The following is a 19319-nucleotide window of genomic DNA, read 5'->3' on the forward strand; positions in this document are numbered from 1 at the left end:
AGATTATGATGAAAAAGAAAAGTTTAGGATTTCATTAAATAAAGGGTACTCAATGAAAATCGAAATCAGACTAGGCAGATAGGCGCAAGCATAACTATAGTTAGCTAAGTCGACTCTAACGAAGGTTGATGAGATTTTCGAAGAGTATTAGGAGGTCTTTATTTAATAACTATATAATACACAAGGAGACTTAAACTTTACTTAAGAAAAATAATTTTTTTATCTTTTTCGATCGACCCAAATCATTCCTGTACAATCATAAATAGATAAGGTTTCAAAACCCAGCGAACGATAGAATCCCAAGGTTTTTTCTGTCTGTTCGGTCACTAGTTGGACTTGATAGGCATCTTTGTAATCACCTAAAGCCTCTTTCATCAAGTCGCTACCAATCCCTTGGCGCTGATAGCTAGGCAAAACGATCAAATCCTGGACAAAAACCGATGAAAAACCATCTCCAACCAAGCGTACCAAGCCCACCACGGCATCACCATCAAGTGCCAAGTAGATTGCTAATGAGTGAGACAAGGACTTCTCCAGCATCTGGGGTTGATGTGTATAGTTTGTCCAACCGACTGCCTGATAGAGATGCAAAACATCATTTATATTTACTAATTCTTGCTTTCTAACGGTAATCATGTCATCACCTCTTAGATTTCTTTCAAACTCTTGCACTGCCGTCCATTCTTGTCAAAATTTTTAGGAGCCAGCCATGCTTCCAAACGAGCTTTGACTTGAGGCCAGTCCTTATCAATCATAGACAACCAATCCGTATCTCTAGTTCGCCCCTTATAAACGACAGCCTGACGGAAGGTCCCTTCATAGACAAAGCCCAAACGTTCCGCAGCTCGTCTTGATGGAAGATTTAGAGCATCGCATTTCCACTCGTAGCGACGATAGTTAAGCTCCTCAAAAACATAGCGCGCCAAGAGATACTGGGCTTCTGTCCCTATTCGTGTCCCCTTGAGCTCTGGAGAAAAGATAACAGTCCCAACTTCAACTATGCGATTGTTTTGGTCAATGCGCATGAGCGAAAAAGTTCCCAAGGCCTTGCCCGTCTCCCTATCCAAGATAGCATAGAAAAAACGATCCTTACGAGCCAACATCTGGTTTAAAAGGCTGATTAGTTCCTCCATATCTGCCACTGGCTCCTGAAAGAGGTAAGTCCACATCTCCCGAGGCGTATCTGGACCATAGACAGCTAATAGATCCTCCGCATGCTTTTCCACCGAAAGAGCCTCTATCCGAGCGTAGCGCCCTTCTAAGAAATCAATAGCAGGCAATTTACCTGTTGTGTGGCCAACCACAGCCTCACCAATCATCTGACCATATTCGTTTACTGGCATAGCTTTCTCCTTTTTTCTGATTTTTTCTCAACTCCGGTTATATTATTTTAATATCTGCTAATTTCAAATTTTTTATCAATTTCATCTAACAGATTACTCGCATCTATCTGATTATTTATCTTCCCATCTTTTATATTTTGTCTGCAAATACTTAGAGCCGCAATTTGGTCTGCCTTATCAAAAGATTCAAACATAATCCTCACTGCGTCACGAGGGCCTTCTCCCCCTTTTTGATCAACAGCTCCTAAAAATATGATAAGAACAGTTAATGTTTCATTTAGGCAATTTTCATATAATTTAAGAGATTTTAAATATTGTTTAACCGGGGTTATACGATTCTGTATATAGAAGTTCACTAGAGCCTTATTCTGGATTGCAAAATTTATCACTGCAATATATTTTATTCCCTCTATTAATAAGTAAACAAAATAGATTACCAGAATTACAAAGAGTGTCGCCCACATTATAGTAATACTAAATTGAACACTAGGACAAGTTTCATTAAGAGAAACTATTAAATTTTTACATCCAAAATAATGAGTAATGGATAAAAAATTCGTCACCATTAGCAGTGTCGCAAAGGATTTTGTAAATAATAATTGATACCATTCAGACTGTTTTCTTATAATTTCATTTGGTGATATTCCAAAAATATTGCTTGATTTATCATTTGAAAAGCTAAAGAAAGTAATAAAAACTGCAAAAAGAGTGTCTACAGTCAATGTTGGCTCTATAATCTTTATATCACTAGTTGATAGAAATGCCGTAGTATCAAAAGCATTACATAGAAAAAAAGTAAAAATTAGTGAGATTAAAACTATATGTTTGAAGATTTTAAACAAGATTGATTTCTTAATCATAATTCCTTCTTTTTATTAATATTTTACAAAATCAACTCTAAAGAAGAAACTTTAGAGTTGATAACTGCTTATTTCACAACGATATTAACCAATTTATTTGGTACACTAATCACCTTCACGATTTCCTTACCGTCAATTTCTGCTTTAACTTTTTCATCTGCTAGAGCAATTTCTTGCAATTCTTCGCGTGACAGATCTTTAGCCACCATGAGTTTGGCACGAACTTTTCCTTTGATTTGGACAACGATTTCGATTTCGTCTTCAACCAATTTGCTTTCGTCCCATGTTGGCCAAGCTACATAAGAGATGGATTCACCTGTTGCAGCAACAGTTTGCCAGAGTTCTTCTGCCAAGTGAGGTGCAAATGGGGCAATCAATTGGATAAAGCCTTTGGCATAGTCCACATAGAGTTTGTCTTCCTTATTAGCAGCGTTGACAAAGACCATAAGTTGAGCAATGGCTGTGTTGAATTTCATAGACTCGATTTGCTCAGTGACAGCTTTGACTGTTTCATTGTAAACCTTGTCAAGAGCACCATTATTTTCCGCAACAATTTCTTTACTTGTGATCAAACGGTATACACGGTCTAGGAATTTACGGCTTCCTTCCAAGCCTTCTTCAGACCAAGCGATGGAAGCATCGAGTGGCCCCATGAACATTTCATAAACACGAAGGGTATCAGCACCGTATTGTTCCACCACATCGTCTGGGTTAACAACGTTCTTGAGCGATTTAGACATCTTAGCTGGTGCTTGCTCCAACTCTTCTCCTGTTTCCACATGGAAGAAGGAACCGTCACGTTTTTCAACCTTGTCAGTCGCTACAAGAGCTCCACGGTGGTCACGGTAGCTTGTTCCCAAAATCATTCCTTGGTTAAAGAGTTTTTGGAATGGTTCCTTAGTCGGAACAACACCGAGGTCATAGAGGAATTTGTGCCAGAAACGAGCATAAAGCAAGTGAAGAACGGCATGCTCTGCACCACCCACGTAGATATCTACTGGCAACCATTGTTTGAGGAGATCCTCATCGGCCAATTTTTCTGTGTTATGTGGGTCGATATAGCGGAGGTAGTACCAGCTTGAACCTGCCCATTGTGGCATAGTGTTTGTTTCACGACGACCTTTGACACCATCTTCACGCGTCACTTCCAACCAGTCAGTCAAGTTAGCCAATGGGCTTTCACCAGTACCTGAAGGGCGGATGTCCTTGGTTACAGGCAAGACAAGTGGCAATTCACTTTCAGGAACAGTCGTTGAAGTGCCATCTTCCCAATGAATAATTGGAATCGGCTCACCCCAGTAACGCTGACGGCTAAAGAGCCAGTCGCGGAGACGGTAGGTAACCTTCTCCTGACCACAGCCTTTTTCTTCCAACCAAGCCACAATCTTAGCAATCGCTTCTTCTTTGTTCAGTCCATCTAGGAAGCCTGAATTGACATGCAGACCATCTTCAGTATAAGCAGCTTCTGCTACATTTCCACCTTCAAGCACTTCTACGATTGGAAGACCAAACTGTTTAGCAAATTCCCAGTCACGTTGGTCATGGGCAGGCACGGCCATGACAGCACCTGTTCCATAGCTAGCAAGAACATAGTCTGCTATCCAGATTGGGATTTCCTTGCCATTGACAGGGTTGATGGCATAAGCACCAGTCCAAACCCCTGTTTTTTCTTTGGCAAGGTCAGTACGAGCCAAGTCTGACTTGAGGCTAGCTTGGTGTTTATAGTCCGCAACTGCATCAGCTTGCTCTGGGCTTGTGATGACATCTACCAGTTCATGCTCAGGAGCTAAGACAGTGAAAGTCGCACCGAAAAGAGTGTCAGGACGAGTGGTAAAGACGGTGAATTCCTTGTCTGTTCCTTTCACTTTGAAGGTTACATTGGCACCAGTTGATTTCCCGATCCAGTTGCGTTGCATGTCCTTGATAGACTCTGGCCAATCAAGTTCATCCAAGTCATTGAGCAAGCGCTCCGCATAGGCAGTGATTTTGAGCATCCATTGGCGCATTGGTTTGCGGACAACGGGGTAGCCTCCACGCTCAGAAGTTCCGTCAGGAAGGACTTCTTCGTTGGCGATGGCTGTTCCCAACTCTTCCACCCAGTTTACTGGCACTTCGGCTTCATAGGCCAAGCCTTTTTCGTAAAGCTTAGTGAAAATCCATTGTGTCCACTTGTAGTAGTTTGGATCTGTTGTGTTGACTTCACGATCCCAGTCGTAAGAGAAGCCAAGCGCATTGATTTGGCGTTTGAAGTTAGCAATATTTTCCGCTGTAAATTCTGCTGGGTCATTCCCTGTATCCATAGCGTACTGCTCAGCTGGCAAACCAAAAGCATCCCAGCCCATTGGGTGAAGGACATTGTAGCCTTGTGCACGTTTGTAACGGCTGAGAATATCCGTTGCTGTATAGCCTTCTGGGTGTCCTACGTGCAATCCAGCTCCTGAAGGATATGGGAACATATCGAGAGCATAGAACTTCAGTTTCGAGGCATCTGTTCCTGTCTTAAATGTATGATGTTTCGCCCAGTAGCCCTGCCACTTAGGCTCAATTTCCTTATGATTGTAAAAACTCATGCTATTTCTCCAATTTTATGATGTTACTATTATACCATTTTTGGGGGAATTTGAAAGATGAGAAATGTTCTTTTAGACTTGGATAACAAGAAATACTGAGTCGCAAATCCAACTTATTTAACAGGAAAAAAATTAGCTCCCACTTGGAGCTAACTTCTATTAACTATTTGTCTTTTCCATCTTCTCACGCCCTAGTTCCCGGTAACTACGGTCACCAACAACTTCTACACTAAACTGGCCATCCTCATATTCAAGAATCGTCACGCTACCATTATCTAGACCATGCGGATGCATGCCATTGATCAGATAAACAATGGTCCCAATGGTCATTCCATGGCTTACGACGAGAGCATTGCCCCCACCTTGTTCTTCCATTTCTTTGGCAATCGCTTCAAAGCCTTCTTTGATTCGACTACTGAGTTTTTCCCAACCTTCAGCCCAGCCTGCAGTATCAACCTCAACTAGACCTTCTGCTAGCTCTGCATAGGACAACTGATGAACATGGTCTACATTGAAAATTCTTGGAATCAAGCCCATAAAGAGGTCCCCATCATAGGCCCCATCAAAACTGCCAAAACACCATTCTCTGATGCGCTTGTCCATTCGGTAAGGGATTTTCCCCTGCATGCCAAGTTCTTCTAGGATAATTCCCATGGTTTGAATAGTACGCCCTGAATCACTGGAATAAGCGCGGTCAAACCGCAAACCAGACTCTCTCAAGCCAATTCCCAGTTCATGGATTCCTAACTCACCTTCTGCGGTTAGAGGCGTATCACTCCATCCTTGAGCACGTCCAATCGTGTTAAACATCGTTTTCCCATGACGAACCAAATACAATCTTACTTTAGACATTTTCTATCCTCCATTTTCTTCTATTATATCATGGATCAAAGAAATATTCGGCTTTCAAAAGCAAAGCCAACATTTGTAAATTATCCAAAAGAAAAGCTACCCTCATGGTAGCTTCCCTAGGAGATTATTATGAAAAAGTTTAGGATTTCTATTAAATAAAGTTAGGAGGTCTTTATTTAATGATTATAGTATACACAGTCATCCTTAAACTCAACTTAAATCTTCTCACTTTTTATTAATTTTTAAAACTATGAATTGGTGCAGGAATTTGGCCACCGCGAGAGATGAAATCAACAGACGAAGCCCCGTTAACCTTCATAACTGGAGCTGTCCCTAGCAAGCCACCAAACTCAATCATATCGCCTTCTTTGCCCTTTGGAATAATACGAACAGCTGTCGTTTTCATGTTAATAACACCAATTGCCGCCTCATCCGCAATCATAGCCGCAATGGTTTCAGCAGGCGTATCTTCCGGAATGGCAATCATATCCAGTCCGACAGAACAGATAGCTGTCATGGCTTCTAGTTTCTCTAAATTCAGAGAGCCATTTTGCACCGCAGCAATCATCCCCTCATCTTCAGAAACGGGGATAAAAGCACCTGACAAGCCACCGACTTGGTTACAAGCCATCACTCCGCCCTTCTTAACTTGGTCATTCAAAAGAGCGAGGGCAGCCGTCGTCCCATGCGTACCAACTGTTTCTAGGCCCATTTCCTCAAGGACACGAGCCACAGAATCGCCAACCGCAGGTGTTGGCGCCAAGCTTAGGTCTACAATTCCAAAGTCAACACCCAGTCTCTCGCTGGCCATCTGACCAACTAGCTGACCAATACGAGTAATCTTGAAGGCCGTTTTCTTGACCGTCTCAGCTACTACATCAAAGCTCTGTCCACGAACCTTTTCCAAGGCACGCTTCACCACACCAGGACCCGAAACCCCGACATTAATGATAACATCTGCTTCGCCAACACCATGAAAGGCCCCTGCCATAAAAGGATTGTCCTCAACAGCATTAGCAAATACGACCAACTTGGCCGCACCCATATCTGATAGCGCAGCTGTTTCCTTGATGATGCGTCCCATATCTGCAACTGCAGTCATATTGATGCCTGACTTGGTTGAGCCGATATTGACAGACGAACAGACCTTGTCCGTCTCAGCTAGAGCTCGTGGGATAGAATTGATGAGAATCTCATCTCCTTTTTGATAGCCCTTTTGTACCAAGGCCGAAAAACCACCAATAAAGTCAACACCAATCTCCTTGGCAGCCTTGTCGAGAGCCTTAGCCAAAACAACGTAGTCCGTCGCGTCAGTCGCTGCTCCAATCAATGAAATCGGAGTCACCGATACCCGTTTATTAACAATAGGAATCCCTAGTTCCGCAGCAATTTCATCTCCCACAGCCACTAGATTTGCCGCTTTAGTAGTGATTTTTTGGTAAATCTTTTCAGCAGCACGATTGATATCTGGATCAATACAGTCCAAAAGGGAAATGCCCATGGTGATAGTTCTAATATCGAAATTCTGCTCTTCGATCATGGCAATGGTTTCCGTAACTTGTCTAATATCCATAGCTACCTCCTAGATATTGTACATAGCATCAAAAATCGCTGCACTTTGAATATTGATTTTGACATTCAAGGTCTGACCGAAAGTTTCAAACTCATTTCTGAGAGAGGTAAAATCTTGTTTTTCATCACTTGATACGACTGCCATCATGGTGAAATACTCATCCAGTACTGTTTGAGAAATATCATCAATATTCAAACCCAACTCTGCAATCTTAGTAGACACGCCTGCAACAATACCAGCCTTGTCCTTGCCAACCACTGTAATAATAGCCTTCATCCTTATACCCCATTTCTACGATTATTAGAAAACCTGAACGTTTTTGATTTTCTTTTTCCTTAGTATAGCATATTTCCGTAGAAAATACTAAAAAACGCCTGCTTACGAAGTTGTTCTTAAACAAAAAACAATTTCGTAAACAAGCGTCTACCCTATCAAATGATGATGAGTGTTCCCGCCAGGACCGAAGTCCCAGCGGTAGACCAGAGCTAGACTAAGAGCACAAGACTCCATCATCATAACACTCAACAAAATTGATGATTTTATACTAATTCGATGATCGCCATTGGCGCAGCATCCCCACGGCGTGGTTCAGTTTTAAGGATACGAGTGTATCCACCGTTACGTTCAGCATAACGAGGTGCGATTTCTGAGAACAATTTTTGAAGTGCTGTAGTAGAAGTGTACTTATCAGTTGCTTCATCATAGTTTTCAGATGCGATTTCATTACGTACGAAAGCAGCTGCTTGACGACGTGCATGCAAATCACCACGTTTACCTAGAGTAATCATTTTTTCAACAGTTTTATTCTTGCTATTGCGCTAGCATCTATTATTTTCCGAACGATTGAACTTATCTGCAAGCAAACAGAAATTGTCAGCTTTAAAGATTCTCTTCGTGGCTTTCAAAGTGATTTGATCGGAAAGATCTTTGTAACAGTTCTTGTTAAATCATTATTACTTTTTCTATGGGGTCTAATATGGGCGCTGTCCATTATGACTTTCACCTTCGGGGTATTAATCTATGTACTGATGTGGTACATCGTAGTAGCTAATGGAGGAATTGAACACTGGGGTAGAATAGTTAGTGAATCTTTTGAGCAGCTCCCTAATGCATTTAATAATGAGTACCTGCTAAACAACGGGTTGATCACCGTAGCAATCATTGCAATCATTGTTAGTATTCCCCTCGGTATCATTGGACTATCTATCTACCTGCCTAAATATTATGCTTATTCTCAAACAGAGTAGGTTCTTTACGATCAGATTACTGAGAGACGTTATGCAAGGCCGCTTGGAGTTATTCGCGAGAGTAAATCATTGATGAAAGGCTACAAGTGGAAACGTTTCTGTTAGAAAAATAGATAAGTTATCTGGTTCCACCTTTTCCTTTAGCATCTCACGTCGGACAAGATCCTGTGAAATCACAAGCATCCCACGACCAAAATGATTTTGTAATTTTTTAGCTAGGCTGGTTTTCCCAGAGTCGGAATTACCCCGAATGATGACTAGTTGCGCCATTAGTCAATCTCCTTCACCAAACGATTGTACTCGCGCTTGATACAACGGTTCATGACGATATGATTGCGACCTGCCACCCGCAAAATTTCTTCCGCTTCTTGACTTTGAAGTCCCAGCTGCGCCCAAAAAATCTTGGCATCCGTCTCAATAAAATCACGCGCCACATCCGGCAAAAATTCGCTTCGCCGAAAAACATTGACAATATCCACGGAAATAGGAATATCCTGCAAACGCGCATAAGCCGTCTCGCCCAAAATCTTTTGACCCGCTAACTTAGAATTGACCGGAATGATCTGATAACCCAGTCCCTGCATGATCTTTGAAATACGATTGCTAGTCGTTTCCTCACGGTCAGAAAGTCCGACAACTGCAATCACTTTGCTCATCTCCAAATAGGTCTGAATCATGTAATCACTAGGATTTTGAAATCGTACATAAAACACCTCACTTATTTCCTTATGACCAGTATAGCATTTTTTGAAAAAGGAGGTAAAGATTGGAGCCGGTTTTTTTTTAGTAACGAATCAGCAAATAGAACCGCCAATTATGTTATAATGGTTAGGTAAATAAAAATATAACCATTTTATTAATGACAGAAATATCGCTAACATCAAAGGATTATAATGAAAAAATTTTTTAATTTATTGACAAACTTAACGATTATAGCCGGTATCCTCATCATCAGTTACCCTGTTATTAGCCAAATTTATTACAATTACCAGACCAAACAAGAGGTTAAGGACTTTGACTCGTCTGCACAAAAATTAACTTCTGAAGATGTGACGGAACGGATAAAGCTAGCTACTGCCTACAATCGTTCTTTGCAAAATTTGACAGTAACGGATCCCTATACCAAAGAAGAAAATGCCAAAGGGCAGGCAGAATATGCTCGAATGCTAACTGTCCATGAAAAAATAGGCAGAATTTCCATTCCTAAAATTGATGTTGATTTACCAATATATGCCGGTTCAAGTGAAGAAGTCTTACAAAAAGGGGTGGGACATCTCGAAGGAACCAGTTTGCCGATTGGCGGGCAGAATACTCACACTGTTCTAACTGCCCACACGGGCTTGCCCAACAATCGTCTTTTTACCGACTTGGATAAAATGAAGGTGGGTGATAAGTTTTTCATTCAAAACATCGCTGAAACACTTGCTTACGAGGTTGATTCCATAACGGTGATCGAGCCGACCCAGTTTGACTCTCTAAATATTGTACCTGACAAAGACTACGTGACTTTGCTGACCTGTACTCCTTATATGATCAATTCGCACCGTTTACTTGTACGGGGCCACCGGATCCCTTACAAACCAAGTGAAGAAAAAGTAAAAAATCCGATTAGTCATATTTCTATTCCACCGCTTTATCTAGTCGTTTTCGCAATTCTATTTCTCATTTTCATTATTTTGGCTTGGAATAAGTGGAAATCGAAAAAAGCATAGAAAGAGCTATCATGTCAAGAAAAAAGAAAAACCAAAAACGGCTGCGACTAACCTATAAGATACTTACCATTCTGGGGTGCTTGATGATCTGTTATCCCTTTGTCAGTCAGATTTATTACCAATATGTGACTATGCAAGAGACAAAGCAATTTGATGACGAGAAAGGTAAATTAGTTGACCAAGATGTTGAAAATCGTATTGAACTCGCCAAAGCCTATAATAGCACCTTGTCCCCAGAAAAAATAGGAGATCCTTTCTCAAGCAGGAAAAAAGAGGAAGGCGTAGCCGAATATGCTCGCATGTTGCAACTGCAAGAAAAAATTGGCTATGTCACTATCCCTTCTATCAATCAAAAAATTCCCATTCGGGCAGGGTCATCTGAAAACGTCTTGCAAAACGGAGCAGGCCACTTAGAAGGAACCAGCCTACCCGTCGGTGGAGTTAGCACCCATACGGTCATTACCGCCCACAGAGGACTTCCCACAGCCAGACTTTTCACCGACTTGGATAAGGTAAAGGTCGGAGATGTCTTTTACATCACCAATATCAAGGAAACCTTGGCTTATCAGGTAGATAAGATTTTAACCGTTGAGCCTACCGATTTCAAACCAATACTGGTTAAAGAAGGCGAAGATCGTGCCACTCTTTTGACTTGCACACCTTATATGATCAATTCTCATCGCCTACTCGTTCAAGGCAAACGCATACCTTTCCACGAAGCTGAAAAGGAGAAAAAAACAAAGATTGACTTTTTTGCCCAATACAAATGGTTTATCCTTCTTGCTGCCGGACTAGTCCTCCTACTCATAGGCTATCTGCTCTTTAAAATGTTAAGAAAGAAAGGAAAAGAAACATCACTTTCATGAAAAAGAAAAAACAATTACTTGGGCTGAGCCTCCTGTTAATTGGAATTGCGCTCTTCCTCTTTCCTTTTTTATCTATGATTAAAGAGGACATTTGGCAATCCAATGCTCAGCGCACCTATCAGCAGACCAGCGAGGAAACATTCCAAAAACTACGAACAGCCTTAGAACAAACCACTGTCACCGGAGCTATCCAAGATATTTTCCTAACAAAAAAAGAGACCGACGCCAAGCAAAAAACGCCCTACTCAGATCTGCTAGATACCAATCAAGTCGCTGGACGCATGACCATTCCTGCTTTAGGACAGCATTTCGACCTCTATCTTGACGCCGACTATGATAAACTCCTAAAGGGAGTAGCCACCCTTGTCGGAACATCTGCCCCCTTGGGTATAAAAGGGCAGCGACCGATTATTGCAGGACATAGAATTAATTATAATGACGTGTCTTTCTACTTTCTCCCCTCTCTCAAAAAAGGAGATAAAATTTATTTCGATATTCTTGGAAAAAATCTAGAATACGAAGTGACCGATAGCGAGATCATTGATGAATACGAAGGCGAAAAACTTAAACCAATCGAAAATGAAGACATGGTTACGCTCATGACCTGTATGAACGAACCAAGATATGACAAACGGCTCCTTGTCAATGCAAAAAGAGTTGTTTCAGATAGTGAAAAAAAGCAAAATGTATCTACTAATCCCTTGATTCCCTTTGTTAGCAACCAACATATTAAACTTGGTTTCAAATTACAAAGGCTTGCCCCTTATTTGATTGTGATTGTCGGAACAGCAATCTTTCTCTTTTTCAGCAAACGGCTATGGAATATCATAAAAAAACACTGATTCATCAGTGTTTTTTCTCGCTTTTATAAAGCTTATATCCTATCCCGATTAAGACAACGGCAAATCCTAAAAACCAATAAATGGCTAAGGTTCCCGTTTTGATAATCGGTGTTCTTGGTGATGTCGGTGGCACCAGTGTATTGGTAATCACCGTGCCAGTTTTATCTGCCATGTTTTGATAAGTTGCTGTATAGCCGTTAGGAACATCTTCTTCAGCTGTGTAGGTGTAATCTTTCCCTGCCGCATCTGTTTTTTCTAAATTCATAAAGGTATGTTCCCAGTTGTTGCTGTCATTCAGCTCAATTTCATCAATGACTTTCCCATTTTGTTTAAGATGAACAGTGATACTGTTTAACTTTTTACCTTTCCATTCCTTCCGAACTTTAAAGCTGGTCTTGTCTTCTCTCTGTTTTAAAACTTGCTTGGGATAGACATGAACGGCGTCATTTCCTACCGTGAAATAGCTGCCATCGGGTTTTGTCACAGGCAGTTCCACTTCTAATGGAACTGGTGTCGCATCACCCAACATCTGATTTCCTGATAACTTTGATTTTTCTTTATTGACAACAATATAGTACTTACCTGCCTTCAAAGCGCTAAAGATGAGACGACCACCATTTTCAGTTATCTTTGTTTGAACAAGCTCTCCATCCGCCTTATCCTTGTGAATGTCAAAGGCAACGCCATCAATGGTTGAGGCCTCACTGCCAAAATAATTCTCAATGTCTAAAGGTTGTCCAGAATAACTATCTTTTCCTCCACCTTTGGGCCAACCATTCAAATCTTTTAACTTAACCAAGGTTAAGACAATATCGTAGGTTGCATCTGACGAGGCTTGATTTTCCTGAGATGAGACGGTTGTAAATGGCCGCAAAGCTACCAAAATAACAATGGCCGTAAGTATGGATAGCAGACTGCTCAATATTCTTTTTCTTGTCATAGTATCCTCCTAAAACATAGCACTTGCACTCTTCACTAGGATATTCAACTCTTTTAAATACCCTAGTGAAGAGGTAAGGATTGTCCTTACTTCTTCATTTTATTACTTAGCTGAACGACGTTTCGCAATGAAACCTAAACCAACAACCAAGACACCCGCTGCAATCACGAGAGCTGAACCGATACCACCTGTTTGTGGAATTGTTACCTTGTTGTTGACAACAGTGACAACTTTGTTAGTTGCTGAATAGCTATCGTGCGAAACTTTAAACTTGATCACTTGTTGCAACAAAGCATAGTCTTGAGGCGCTTTGGTTTCTTTGATTTGGTATTCTGTTTCAGCACCAGCAGCATTGTGCTCTTGTCCAGCAGAACCGTAAGCTAGACCTTTGATTTCAAATGTTCCATCAGCTGCTGACAGCAAGTAGATTGGTTGGCCTACTGTTGGTTGCGTTGTAGCACTAGTAGGTGTAACAGTTGTAGCATCAGTAGAGAACTTACCGTCTGCAATAGCTGTTGCATTTGCTTTGATTAAGTCAGCAGTCCATTTGATTGGTTGACCAGATGAATCTTGCAACTCAAAGATGGCTCCTGCTAAGGCATTGCCTTCTTTACTCTGTTTCTTAAACTTAGCACCACCTGTGTGAAGTTCTGGAGTATCAGTTGGTTTTTCTTCTTTTGTCACATTAGGATTTGTACCGTAAGTAACCTTAACATCATTCTTATTAGCTGCACCCATAATAGCATCTTCGTTAATGGTTGCATCGTAAGTCATAGTAATAGTATCATTAGAGGTTAAAGTCTTGATGTAGTCTTCTTTGAATTGCACTGTTATTGTTGCTTGTTTGGTACCAACAGTTGGTACTGTAGCATTATAAGAAGCTGCTGGAATATCTACACCATTCTTCTGCACTTTAAGATTGCCCGCATAAGAAAGTCCTGCTGAGAAAGTATCTGTATAAGTCAAGACTTTATAATCTGCGATTCCTTCAGGCATTTTAGAAGTTACTTTAAAGGTCTTCTTTTCACCAATAGTTGCAGTATCATGCTTGTCGCTATCGTTTACAAATTTATCAATGCTTGGTTTATCAACAGTATTCTTTGGATAAACATGGACAGCATCATTACCTTGTTTATACCAACCACCAGTTGCCTTAAAGACTGGAAGGGTGATTTCCATTGGTACAGCAGCAGATTTTGCAAGTTGTTCCTTTGAAGCAAGGGTTGATTTTTCTTTCTTTTCAACAATCATATACTTGCCAGCTTTAAGACCTGTGAAAGTAATCTGACCATTAGAATCTGTCAAGCCTTCAACTTTAGTCCCCGTAGCCATTACACCAACATGGTCGGGCGCACTTTCATCATATTCATGAACTTCAAACCAAACGCCTTCAAGTGTCTCTGCACCTGCACCAAAGTAGTCTGTGATAGTCAATTTTTGACCAGTATATTCTGTTCCATTCACACCAGACTGTTTTGGCCAACCAGTTAAGTCTGCCATTTTAACCTTAGTCAAGACGATGTCATACTTATCATTTGCGCCCGGTGTGTTGTCTTCCGCAAAAGTTTTATCTGCTCCAAGTGCTAAAAGCACGATACTAAGAGCTGCTAAGAACGAGAGGAAATATCGTTTTACGTTTTTCATTGTTTTGCCTCCTAAAAAGCCTTTCTATTTTTTTGCATATAATGTAAAATTACTGCCAATGTTAATGTTAAAGTTCCCATCAAGATATATGGTAGGATACCTGAACCACCTGTGTTTGGATAAGATGGGTTCACCTTGTTCTTCACCGTCAAGGTTGCTGTTTCACTGATATTTGTATCTGTAAAGGTAACTTTCTTTTCAGATGCATTACTGATTTCCAGATAATACTTTGGAACAACCTCTTCGATGTAGTAAGTGTAGTACTTACCGGTGGTCTTGTCCTTAGGTGGGTAGCGTTTTGTAGCTTCCCAGAGATATGGAGTAGTTGCAGTCCGCTCTAACTGAATCGTCTCAACAAGCTCTCCATTTTGAGTTTGCCCATCCGTTGTCCGGTACAACTTAACCTCTAGTTTCTTCGGTAGCTGGTCATTTGTAATCTGATTGCCGTTCTTGTCATACCAGAGCTTCTGGATCTTGATTGACGGATACCTCGTGTTGGTGATGACAAAGCCATTCTGAGCGTCACCACTGTAATCGGCATCATATTCAGGCGGAATCTCCTTTTCCCTAACCACGTACTTAAAGTCGGTGATTTTTTTCTCCGTTGCCGCTTTTTGTAATAGCTTGGCGGCAGATTCTTCATCTGGTAACGGACTAAAGGTATCTTTCCAGTGATTGCTATCAGAGAGCTCTTTTTCTTCTTTAAACTCTTCTTTTGCAACCCCGTCTTCCTTCCAAGTCGCGTAGAGCTGTGCCGTTATTTTAGAATGTGTTGTTTCAGAGTCACGCCACTTCTTCTCAACCGGAATGGTAATCCGCTTGTTGACCTTATTGGTAACTACATTAGATTCACCGAATCTTGGATCGGTATTATATTTTACTTGGAAAGTATTAACAGCCGTCTTACCGCCAACATTATTATCCTTGTCATAAGCCGGAGCTTTCATATTCACGATTGCATGCAAAATGGTGTACTTATGAATGACCGTTGTTGGTTTAGAAACAATCTTGATCGCTGTTACATCTTTGTAGTCGCTTGGGTTCTTTGTCCAATTTGAACTATTTACCTCTGTGTCAGCATTCATAGTCGGATATTTATCTGTTCGATAGTAAATATCAAAATCTGCCGTCTTATCTTCATCACCAACTTTTACAGTAATTGGACCTGTCAAGGTGTTTGAAAAGGCAGATTCGGCACCACCCGCAGTCGTCCGATCGCTGTCTCCAACGTGAGGAAGAACATCGTAAATTTCCACCCTCGTCAGATCACTATCGTAGTAATTTCGCACTTGCAGGTCATATTGGAAATGCCCCGAAGTGGAAGTTAACCCACCGTACTCTGTTTCAATACCGTCTTTATTGAAGCTTCGACCATAATATTGGGGTCCACCTTCAACTAGCGGCTCCGTACTACGGATCGTCTTGACACTCTGCAGACTGTCTGTCACATTCCCTATAACCTTTGAAGTTGCCTTTACGACCTTGTCCGTAGTGTCGCCGTTCATATTGATGTCTCTTTCGTCATCCACAATCTGATTTGAATCGGAATGAATGGCATCCGGGAACGGTTGACCATTGTCTTGGTAGAAATAAAGTTCATTCGTGTTATTGAAAGTTGCAGTCTCTGCCTTACTAGGGATAATGTCACTATTGATTTTTAATCCCTTTAGTTTGAAAGCATAACCTCTCCCGTTATTTAAGTCTTTTACCAGACCTGATTTTAATTTGATTTTGATCGCTGTCCGACCACTACCATTGTAGTTTTCAATAACTGAAAATTTATCAATCATGTCCAGATTTGCTAGCCCAATTGCTTCGAGCATATCTTCCGCTTTTGTTTTGTCTACACCTGGTGCAATACTAACCCCTTTAGGAAGAAGATCAACAAGAGTTGGATTCTTTAGGTAGCGGGCTTTGGAAAGTTGTTCAAGTTGTAACCCTAAGAGGAAGAAAAGTGATTCTCCCTCAATACCTGAAGTTTGTCCACCTGTAGACTTTGATAGACCAATCTTTTCAACAAATGGTACAAACTGTTTGCTCCATTCATCGGATATATTAATTGGAACATCCTGATTTTGAGAGTTTTTCACTTTCGCTTCAAGACCGACCACATTTTTTATATCCTTTGCAGCAGAATAAGGAACATGATATGGGTCTTTGAAGGCCATATAGACATAACCATCAATGTACTTTCCAACTGGTAATTCATATCCGTTAATAAAGTGAATAGTTATTTTTGTATACTTTGGAGTAACAGCCGGTGCGTCCGCTTCTGTTAATTCTCCGTTTCGGATCTTTTCAGCCGCAGCATTTAGCTCATTTTGTGCTTCTTCATTAATCTGCTGTCCTGGCGTAAAAGTATCATAATTACCATCACTCTTATAGGCACGGATTTCTATCTTGTCATTATTGATAGGAACATCCCCTGTTGGACCCCTTTCAAAGAAAGAACTAACACTAGTCAAATAAAGTCTTGAGTCAAACTTGCTAGCATCTTCAGTCAGCACAATTTCTTTAAGTGGTTTTGATAGCTTGTTTTCTACCTTGACTGTATAGTCTAGTCGCTGTGCGTAAAGTCCAGCTACATCGTGTTGCACCGTCTGGTGTTCTGTCCTCTTGGTAAGAATCCCTGTACCGCTGAAATCATCTGCAATGAGGTTAAAAGTTATATCGTCACTAGTTTTATACTCTTCATTTGCTGATGGATTGAAAGGAGTAGCTGTGATTTCTGCCTTATTTGTAAAAGTAGGTTTGTTGTTGCCGTCTTTATACTTAGCATCAGGAAAAGATAGGTACAACATAGCCTTGCTGACATCAATATTGTGACGGAAGTCCGTATCAAATTCACTTTCTAGGAATTCCTTTGTATAGGTCACTGTGCCAGTGCTACTATCGTAGGTCCAGCCAGGATTAAGGGCTGGATCAAATTTAGCAGTAACCGTTTGACCCTGACTATTCGTATAAGTCGGTAGCGTATCCTTGATGACGACTTTTTTCATCATTCGCTGCTGACCTGAATTTGCCTGTACTTGATAGGTGAAACTGAACGGTATAGGCTCTGCACCGGTTTCAGAAATCCTAGTCGGATCTCCTGTCTTAGCTGTCCCTCCGTAGAGAAGCTGACCATCTTCGCTACTAGTAGCAACTACCTTTGTTAGGTTCATATTTGGATAAGTTGGAGTATACTCCTGATCATTTCCTGTGTATAGAACTCCACCATTCTTATCCTTAAGAGTAACCTTTGGTTGTAGCTTATAGTCTTTTGGAACTAACCCGTTTGTAAAGCTAAAAACATAAGGTATGCTAATCTTGGTTGTTGATGTAATGGAATTGAAACGAATACGATAAATCGTCTTCCCATTTTCCACTACTTTTTCTGCACTTTTGATTAGAGTGATACCTTCGGTCGGAACTGTAAAGTTATCTAGATAAGCATCTGTGTTCAGCACCTTACCACCCGGATACAGAGTAGTTGGCATTTCAATATCTAGATAAGGTCCTTCTATGTCTGAGGTTAAACTAGTTCCATCAATATCCACATAAGTGGTAATCTGTTCATCTGTACGATAAGCCGTCTTTGCATTTGGCTTTATCGTGACAGTTGGAACTGTTGCCGTTGGCGTAGGAGGAGGTCCCGGTGGTAATGCATCGTCATCATCTTCTGATGTAGCCGTAGCTGAAGTCGTTTGGCTCGTTGAGCTGCTACTTTCTTGACTAGAACTACCAGAGGTTTCCTGACTCTTATTGACAGTGCTTTTCTGAGTTTCACTACTTGTACTTTCCGAGTCTTCTTTTTTGGCAGTTTCAGCAGAATTACTTACTAGAGCAGAAGACGGGCTGGTCTGTTCTTGTGCGAAGGCAAGAGAAGCACCACTCACTCCTTGTAAAATTGTGTTCATAAGCAGAATCAGAACTAAAAATAGACTGCCTGTTTTCTTCATTGCCTCTCCTTTTCTAAATTTATTTCACATTCCGGATGAAATTTAATATATATTAAAACATTTCATAAAACAGCTTTTTATGAAATTTATTTCTGTATGGAAGTCATGCTATTCCCTTCAGGACCTTGATTTAACCAAGTCCAAAAGAAAATCCCAACAAACGAGAGCCCCTCATGCTGTTAGTCAACTAAAACAAGTTAACGCTTTCCTACACACTGCACACTTTCAATCATTGGTTGTGTTACATACTTATACAAGTGCAAAACCTTGATAAATACAATCCCGACTATATTGTAGCACATTTATTTAATTAAGACAAGTCAAAAAAAGTTTAATTTTCAAATTATTTCTATATAATAAAAAACGCCTGCTTACGAAGTTGTTCTTAAACAAAAAAACAATTTCGTAAACAAGCGTCTACCCTATCAAATGATGATGAGTGTTCCCGCTAGGACCGAAGTCCCAGCGGTAGACCAGAGCTAGACTAAGAGCACAAGACTCCATCATCATAACACTCAACAAAATTGATGATTTTATACTAATTCGATGATCGCCATTGGCGCAGCATCCCCACGACGTGGTTCAGTTTTAAGGATACGAGTGTATCCACCGTTACGTTCAGCATAACGAGGTGCGATTTCTGAGAACAATTTTTGAAGTGCTGTAGTAGAAGTGTACTTATCAGTTGCTTCATCATAGTTTTCAGATGCGATTTCATTACGTACGAAAGCTGCTGCTTGACGACGTGCATGCAAATCACCACGTTTACCTAGAGTAATCATTTTTTCAACAGTTTTACGGATTTCTTTAGCACGAGCTTCAGTTGTCACGATTGATTCGTTGATCAAAAGGTCAGTTGTCAAATCGCGAAGCATTGCTTTACGTTGTGAGCTAGTGCGTCCTAGTTTACGGTAAGCCATGTATTCCTC

At 40.8% G+C, this 19319-nt stretch carries 15 protein-coding genes and 2 pseudogenes; 3 read left to right on the plus strand and 14 right to left on the minus strand.

The window, feature by feature from the left end; genetic code table 11:
* Positions 1-219: 219 nt before the first annotated feature.
* From GOM47_RS08485 to GOM47_RS08530, 10 genes and pseudogenes are all read right to left on the minus strand, one after another.
* Entirely contained in the window at positions 220-636 is a 417-nt protein-coding gene (locus tag GOM47_RS08485) for a GNAT family N-acetyltransferase (RefSeq protein WP_235080533.1), read from the minus strand.
* 11 nt (positions 637-647) lie between these two features.
* Positions 648-1343, minus strand: a complete 696-nt coding sequence (locus GOM47_RS08490) for a GNAT family N-acetyltransferase (protein WP_235080534.1) — start codon at positions 1341-1343, stop codon at positions 648-650.
* A gap of 47 nt (positions 1344-1390) precedes the next feature.
* Positions 1391-2203: a hypothetical protein gene (locus tag GOM47_RS08495; RefSeq protein WP_235080535.1), complete on the minus strand. Its 813-nt coding sequence runs from the start codon at positions 2201-2203 to the stop codon at positions 1391-1393.
* A gap of 68 nt (positions 2204-2271) precedes the next feature.
* Positions 2272-4773 carry a leucine--tRNA ligase gene (leuS, locus tag GOM47_RS08500; protein WP_235080536.1) on the minus strand — a complete coding sequence of 834 codons (2502 nt, stop codon included), beginning with the start codon at positions 4771-4773 and terminating at the stop codon, positions 2272-2274.
* Between the two features lie 159 nt (positions 4774-4932).
* Positions 4933-5625, minus strand: coding sequence for a histidine phosphatase family protein (locus GOM47_RS08505; RefSeq protein WP_235080537.1), 693 nt, complete (start codon positions 5623-5625; stop codon positions 4933-4935).
* Positions 5626-5860: 235 nt separating this feature from the next.
* On the minus strand, positions 5861-7198 hold the full coding sequence (locus GOM47_RS08510; protein WP_061418356.1) for a PFL family protein: 1338 nt from the start codon (positions 7196-7198) through the stop codon (positions 5861-5863).
* Positions 7199-7207: 9 nt separating this feature from the next.
* Positions 7208-7474: an ACT domain-containing protein gene (locus tag GOM47_RS08515; protein ID WP_000644108.1), complete on the minus strand. Its 267-nt coding sequence runs from the start codon at positions 7472-7474 to the stop codon at positions 7208-7210.
* A gap of 263 nt (positions 7475-7737) precedes the next feature.
* Positions 7738-8001: pseudogene (gene rplQ, locus GOM47_RS08520) on the minus strand (50S ribosomal protein L17); the annotation flags it as partial.
* 537 nt (positions 8002-8538) lie between these two features.
* Positions 8539-8715, minus strand: a pseudogene (locus GOM47_RS08525) (phosphotransferase-like protein); the annotation flags it as partial.
* Positions 8715-9122: a CoA-binding protein gene (locus tag GOM47_RS08530; RefSeq protein WP_029746018.1), complete on the minus strand. Its 408-nt coding sequence runs from the start codon at positions 9120-9122 to the stop codon at positions 8715-8717. The pseudogene GOM47_RS08525 and the gene GOM47_RS08530, both read right to left, overlap by 1 nt.
* Before the next feature lie 216 nt (positions 9123-9338).
* On the opposite strand from GOM47_RS08530, the gene GOM47_RS08535 reads away from it, so the two are divergent.
* From GOM47_RS08535 to GOM47_RS08545, 3 genes are read left to right on the plus strand one after another with little or no spacing between them, the layout of a single operon-like run.
* The gene (locus GOM47_RS08535; protein WP_000713119.1) at positions 9339-10157 is read left to right on the plus strand and encodes a class C sortase; all 819 of its coding nucleotides are present in this window, start codon (positions 9339-9341) and stop codon (positions 10155-10157) included.
* Between the two features lie 11 nt (positions 10158-10168).
* On the plus strand, positions 10169-11023 hold the full coding sequence (locus GOM47_RS08540; protein WP_235080538.1) for a class C sortase: 855 nt from the start codon (positions 10169-10171) through the stop codon (positions 11021-11023).
* Positions 11020-11865 (plus strand): class C sortase, encoded by an 846-nt coding sequence (locus GOM47_RS08545; RefSeq protein WP_000727545.1) that lies wholly within the window; start codon positions 11020-11022, stop codon positions 11863-11865. The genes GOM47_RS08540 and GOM47_RS08545 overlap by 4 nt, the downstream gene beginning before the upstream one ends.
* Before the next feature lie 4 nt (positions 11866-11869).
* Here GOM47_RS08545 and GOM47_RS08550 read toward each other — a convergent pair whose 3' ends face one another.
* The 4 genes from GOM47_RS08550 to rplQ (GOM47_RS08565) all read right to left on the minus strand — a co-directional run bounded on the left by GOM47_RS08550 (position 11870) and on the right by rplQ (GOM47_RS08565) (position 19310).
* Positions 11870-12805, minus strand: a complete 936-nt coding sequence (locus tag GOM47_RS08550; protein WP_235080539.1) for a Cna B-type domain-containing protein — start codon at positions 12803-12805, stop codon at positions 11870-11872.
* A 102-nt stretch (positions 12806-12907) separates the two neighbouring features.
* Positions 12908-14449: a SpaH/EbpB family LPXTG-anchored major pilin gene (locus GOM47_RS08555; RefSeq protein ID WP_235080540.1), complete on the minus strand. Its 1542-nt coding sequence runs from the start codon at positions 14447-14449 to the stop codon at positions 12908-12910.
* A gap of 11 nt (positions 14450-14460) precedes the next feature.
* Positions 14461-18390: a Cna B-type domain-containing protein gene (locus GOM47_RS08560; protein WP_235080541.1), complete on the minus strand. Its 3930-nt coding sequence runs from the start codon at positions 18388-18390 to the stop codon at positions 14461-14463.
* A 533-nt stretch (positions 18391-18923) separates the two neighbouring features.
* Positions 18924-19310, minus strand: coding sequence for a 50S ribosomal protein L17 (rplQ, locus tag GOM47_RS08565; protein WP_000331493.1), 387 nt, complete (start codon positions 19308-19310; stop codon positions 18924-18926).
* Positions 19311-19319 lie beyond the last annotated feature (9 nt).

It is taken from the genome of Streptococcus oralis (assembly GCF_021497945.1).
Lineage (GTDB): Bacteria > Bacillota > Bacilli > Lactobacillales > Streptococcaceae > Streptococcus > Streptococcus oralis_BR.

Excerpts from the sequence above, each read along its gene's own strand:
- GOM47_RS08485 (WP_235080533.1), bottom strand. The coding sequence starts at position 636 with ATGATTACCGTTAGAAAGCAAGAATTAGTAAATATAAATGATGTTTTG.
- GOM47_RS08490 (WP_235080534.1), bottom strand. The coding sequence starts at position 1,343 with ATGCCAGTAAACGAATATGGTCAGATGATTGGTGAGGCTGTGGTTGGC.
- GOM47_RS08495 (WP_235080535.1), bottom strand. The coding sequence starts at position 2,203 with ATGATTAAGAAATCAATCTTGTTTAAAATCTTCAAACATATAGTTTTA.
- leuS (WP_235080536.1), bottom strand. The coding sequence starts at position 4,773 with ATGAGTTTTTACAATCATAAGGAAATTGAGCCTAAGTGGCAGGGCTAC.
- GOM47_RS08505 (WP_235080537.1), bottom strand. The coding sequence starts at position 5,625 with ATGTCTAAAGTAAGATTGTATTTGGTTCGTCATGGGAAAACGATGTTT.
- GOM47_RS08510 (WP_061418356.1), bottom strand. The coding sequence starts at position 7,198 with ATGGATATTAGACAAGTTACGGAAACCATTGCCATGATCGAAGAGCAG.
- GOM47_RS08515 (WP_000644108.1), bottom strand. The coding sequence starts at position 7,474 with ATGAAGGCTATTATTACAGTGGTTGGCAAGGACAAGGCTGGTATTGTT.
- GOM47_RS08530 (WP_029746018.1), bottom strand. The coding sequence starts at position 9,122 with ATGATTCAGACCTATTTGGAGATGAGCAAAGTGATTGCAGTTGTCGGA.
- GOM47_RS08535 (WP_000713119.1), top strand. The coding sequence starts at position 9,339 with ATGAAAAAATTTTTTAATTTATTGACAAACTTAACGATTATAGCCGGT.
- GOM47_RS08540 (WP_235080538.1), top strand. The coding sequence starts at position 10,169 with ATGTCAAGAAAAAAGAAAAACCAAAAACGGCTGCGACTAACCTATAAG.
- GOM47_RS08545 (WP_000727545.1), top strand. The coding sequence starts at position 11,020 with ATGAAAAAGAAAAAACAATTACTTGGGCTGAGCCTCCTGTTAATTGGA.
- GOM47_RS08550 (WP_235080539.1), bottom strand. The coding sequence starts at position 12,805 with ATGACAAGAAAAAGAATATTGAGCAGTCTGCTATCCATACTTACGGCC.
- GOM47_RS08555 (WP_235080540.1), bottom strand. The coding sequence starts at position 14,449 with ATGAAAAACGTAAAACGATATTTCCTCTCGTTCTTAGCAGCTCTTAGT.
- GOM47_RS08560 (WP_235080541.1), bottom strand. The coding sequence starts at position 18,390 with ATGAAGAAAACAGGCAGTCTATTTTTAGTTCTGATTCTGCTTATGAAC.
- rplQ (WP_000331493.1), bottom strand. The coding sequence starts at position 19,310 with ATGGCTTACCGTAAACTAGGACGCACTAGCTCACAACGTAAAGCAATG.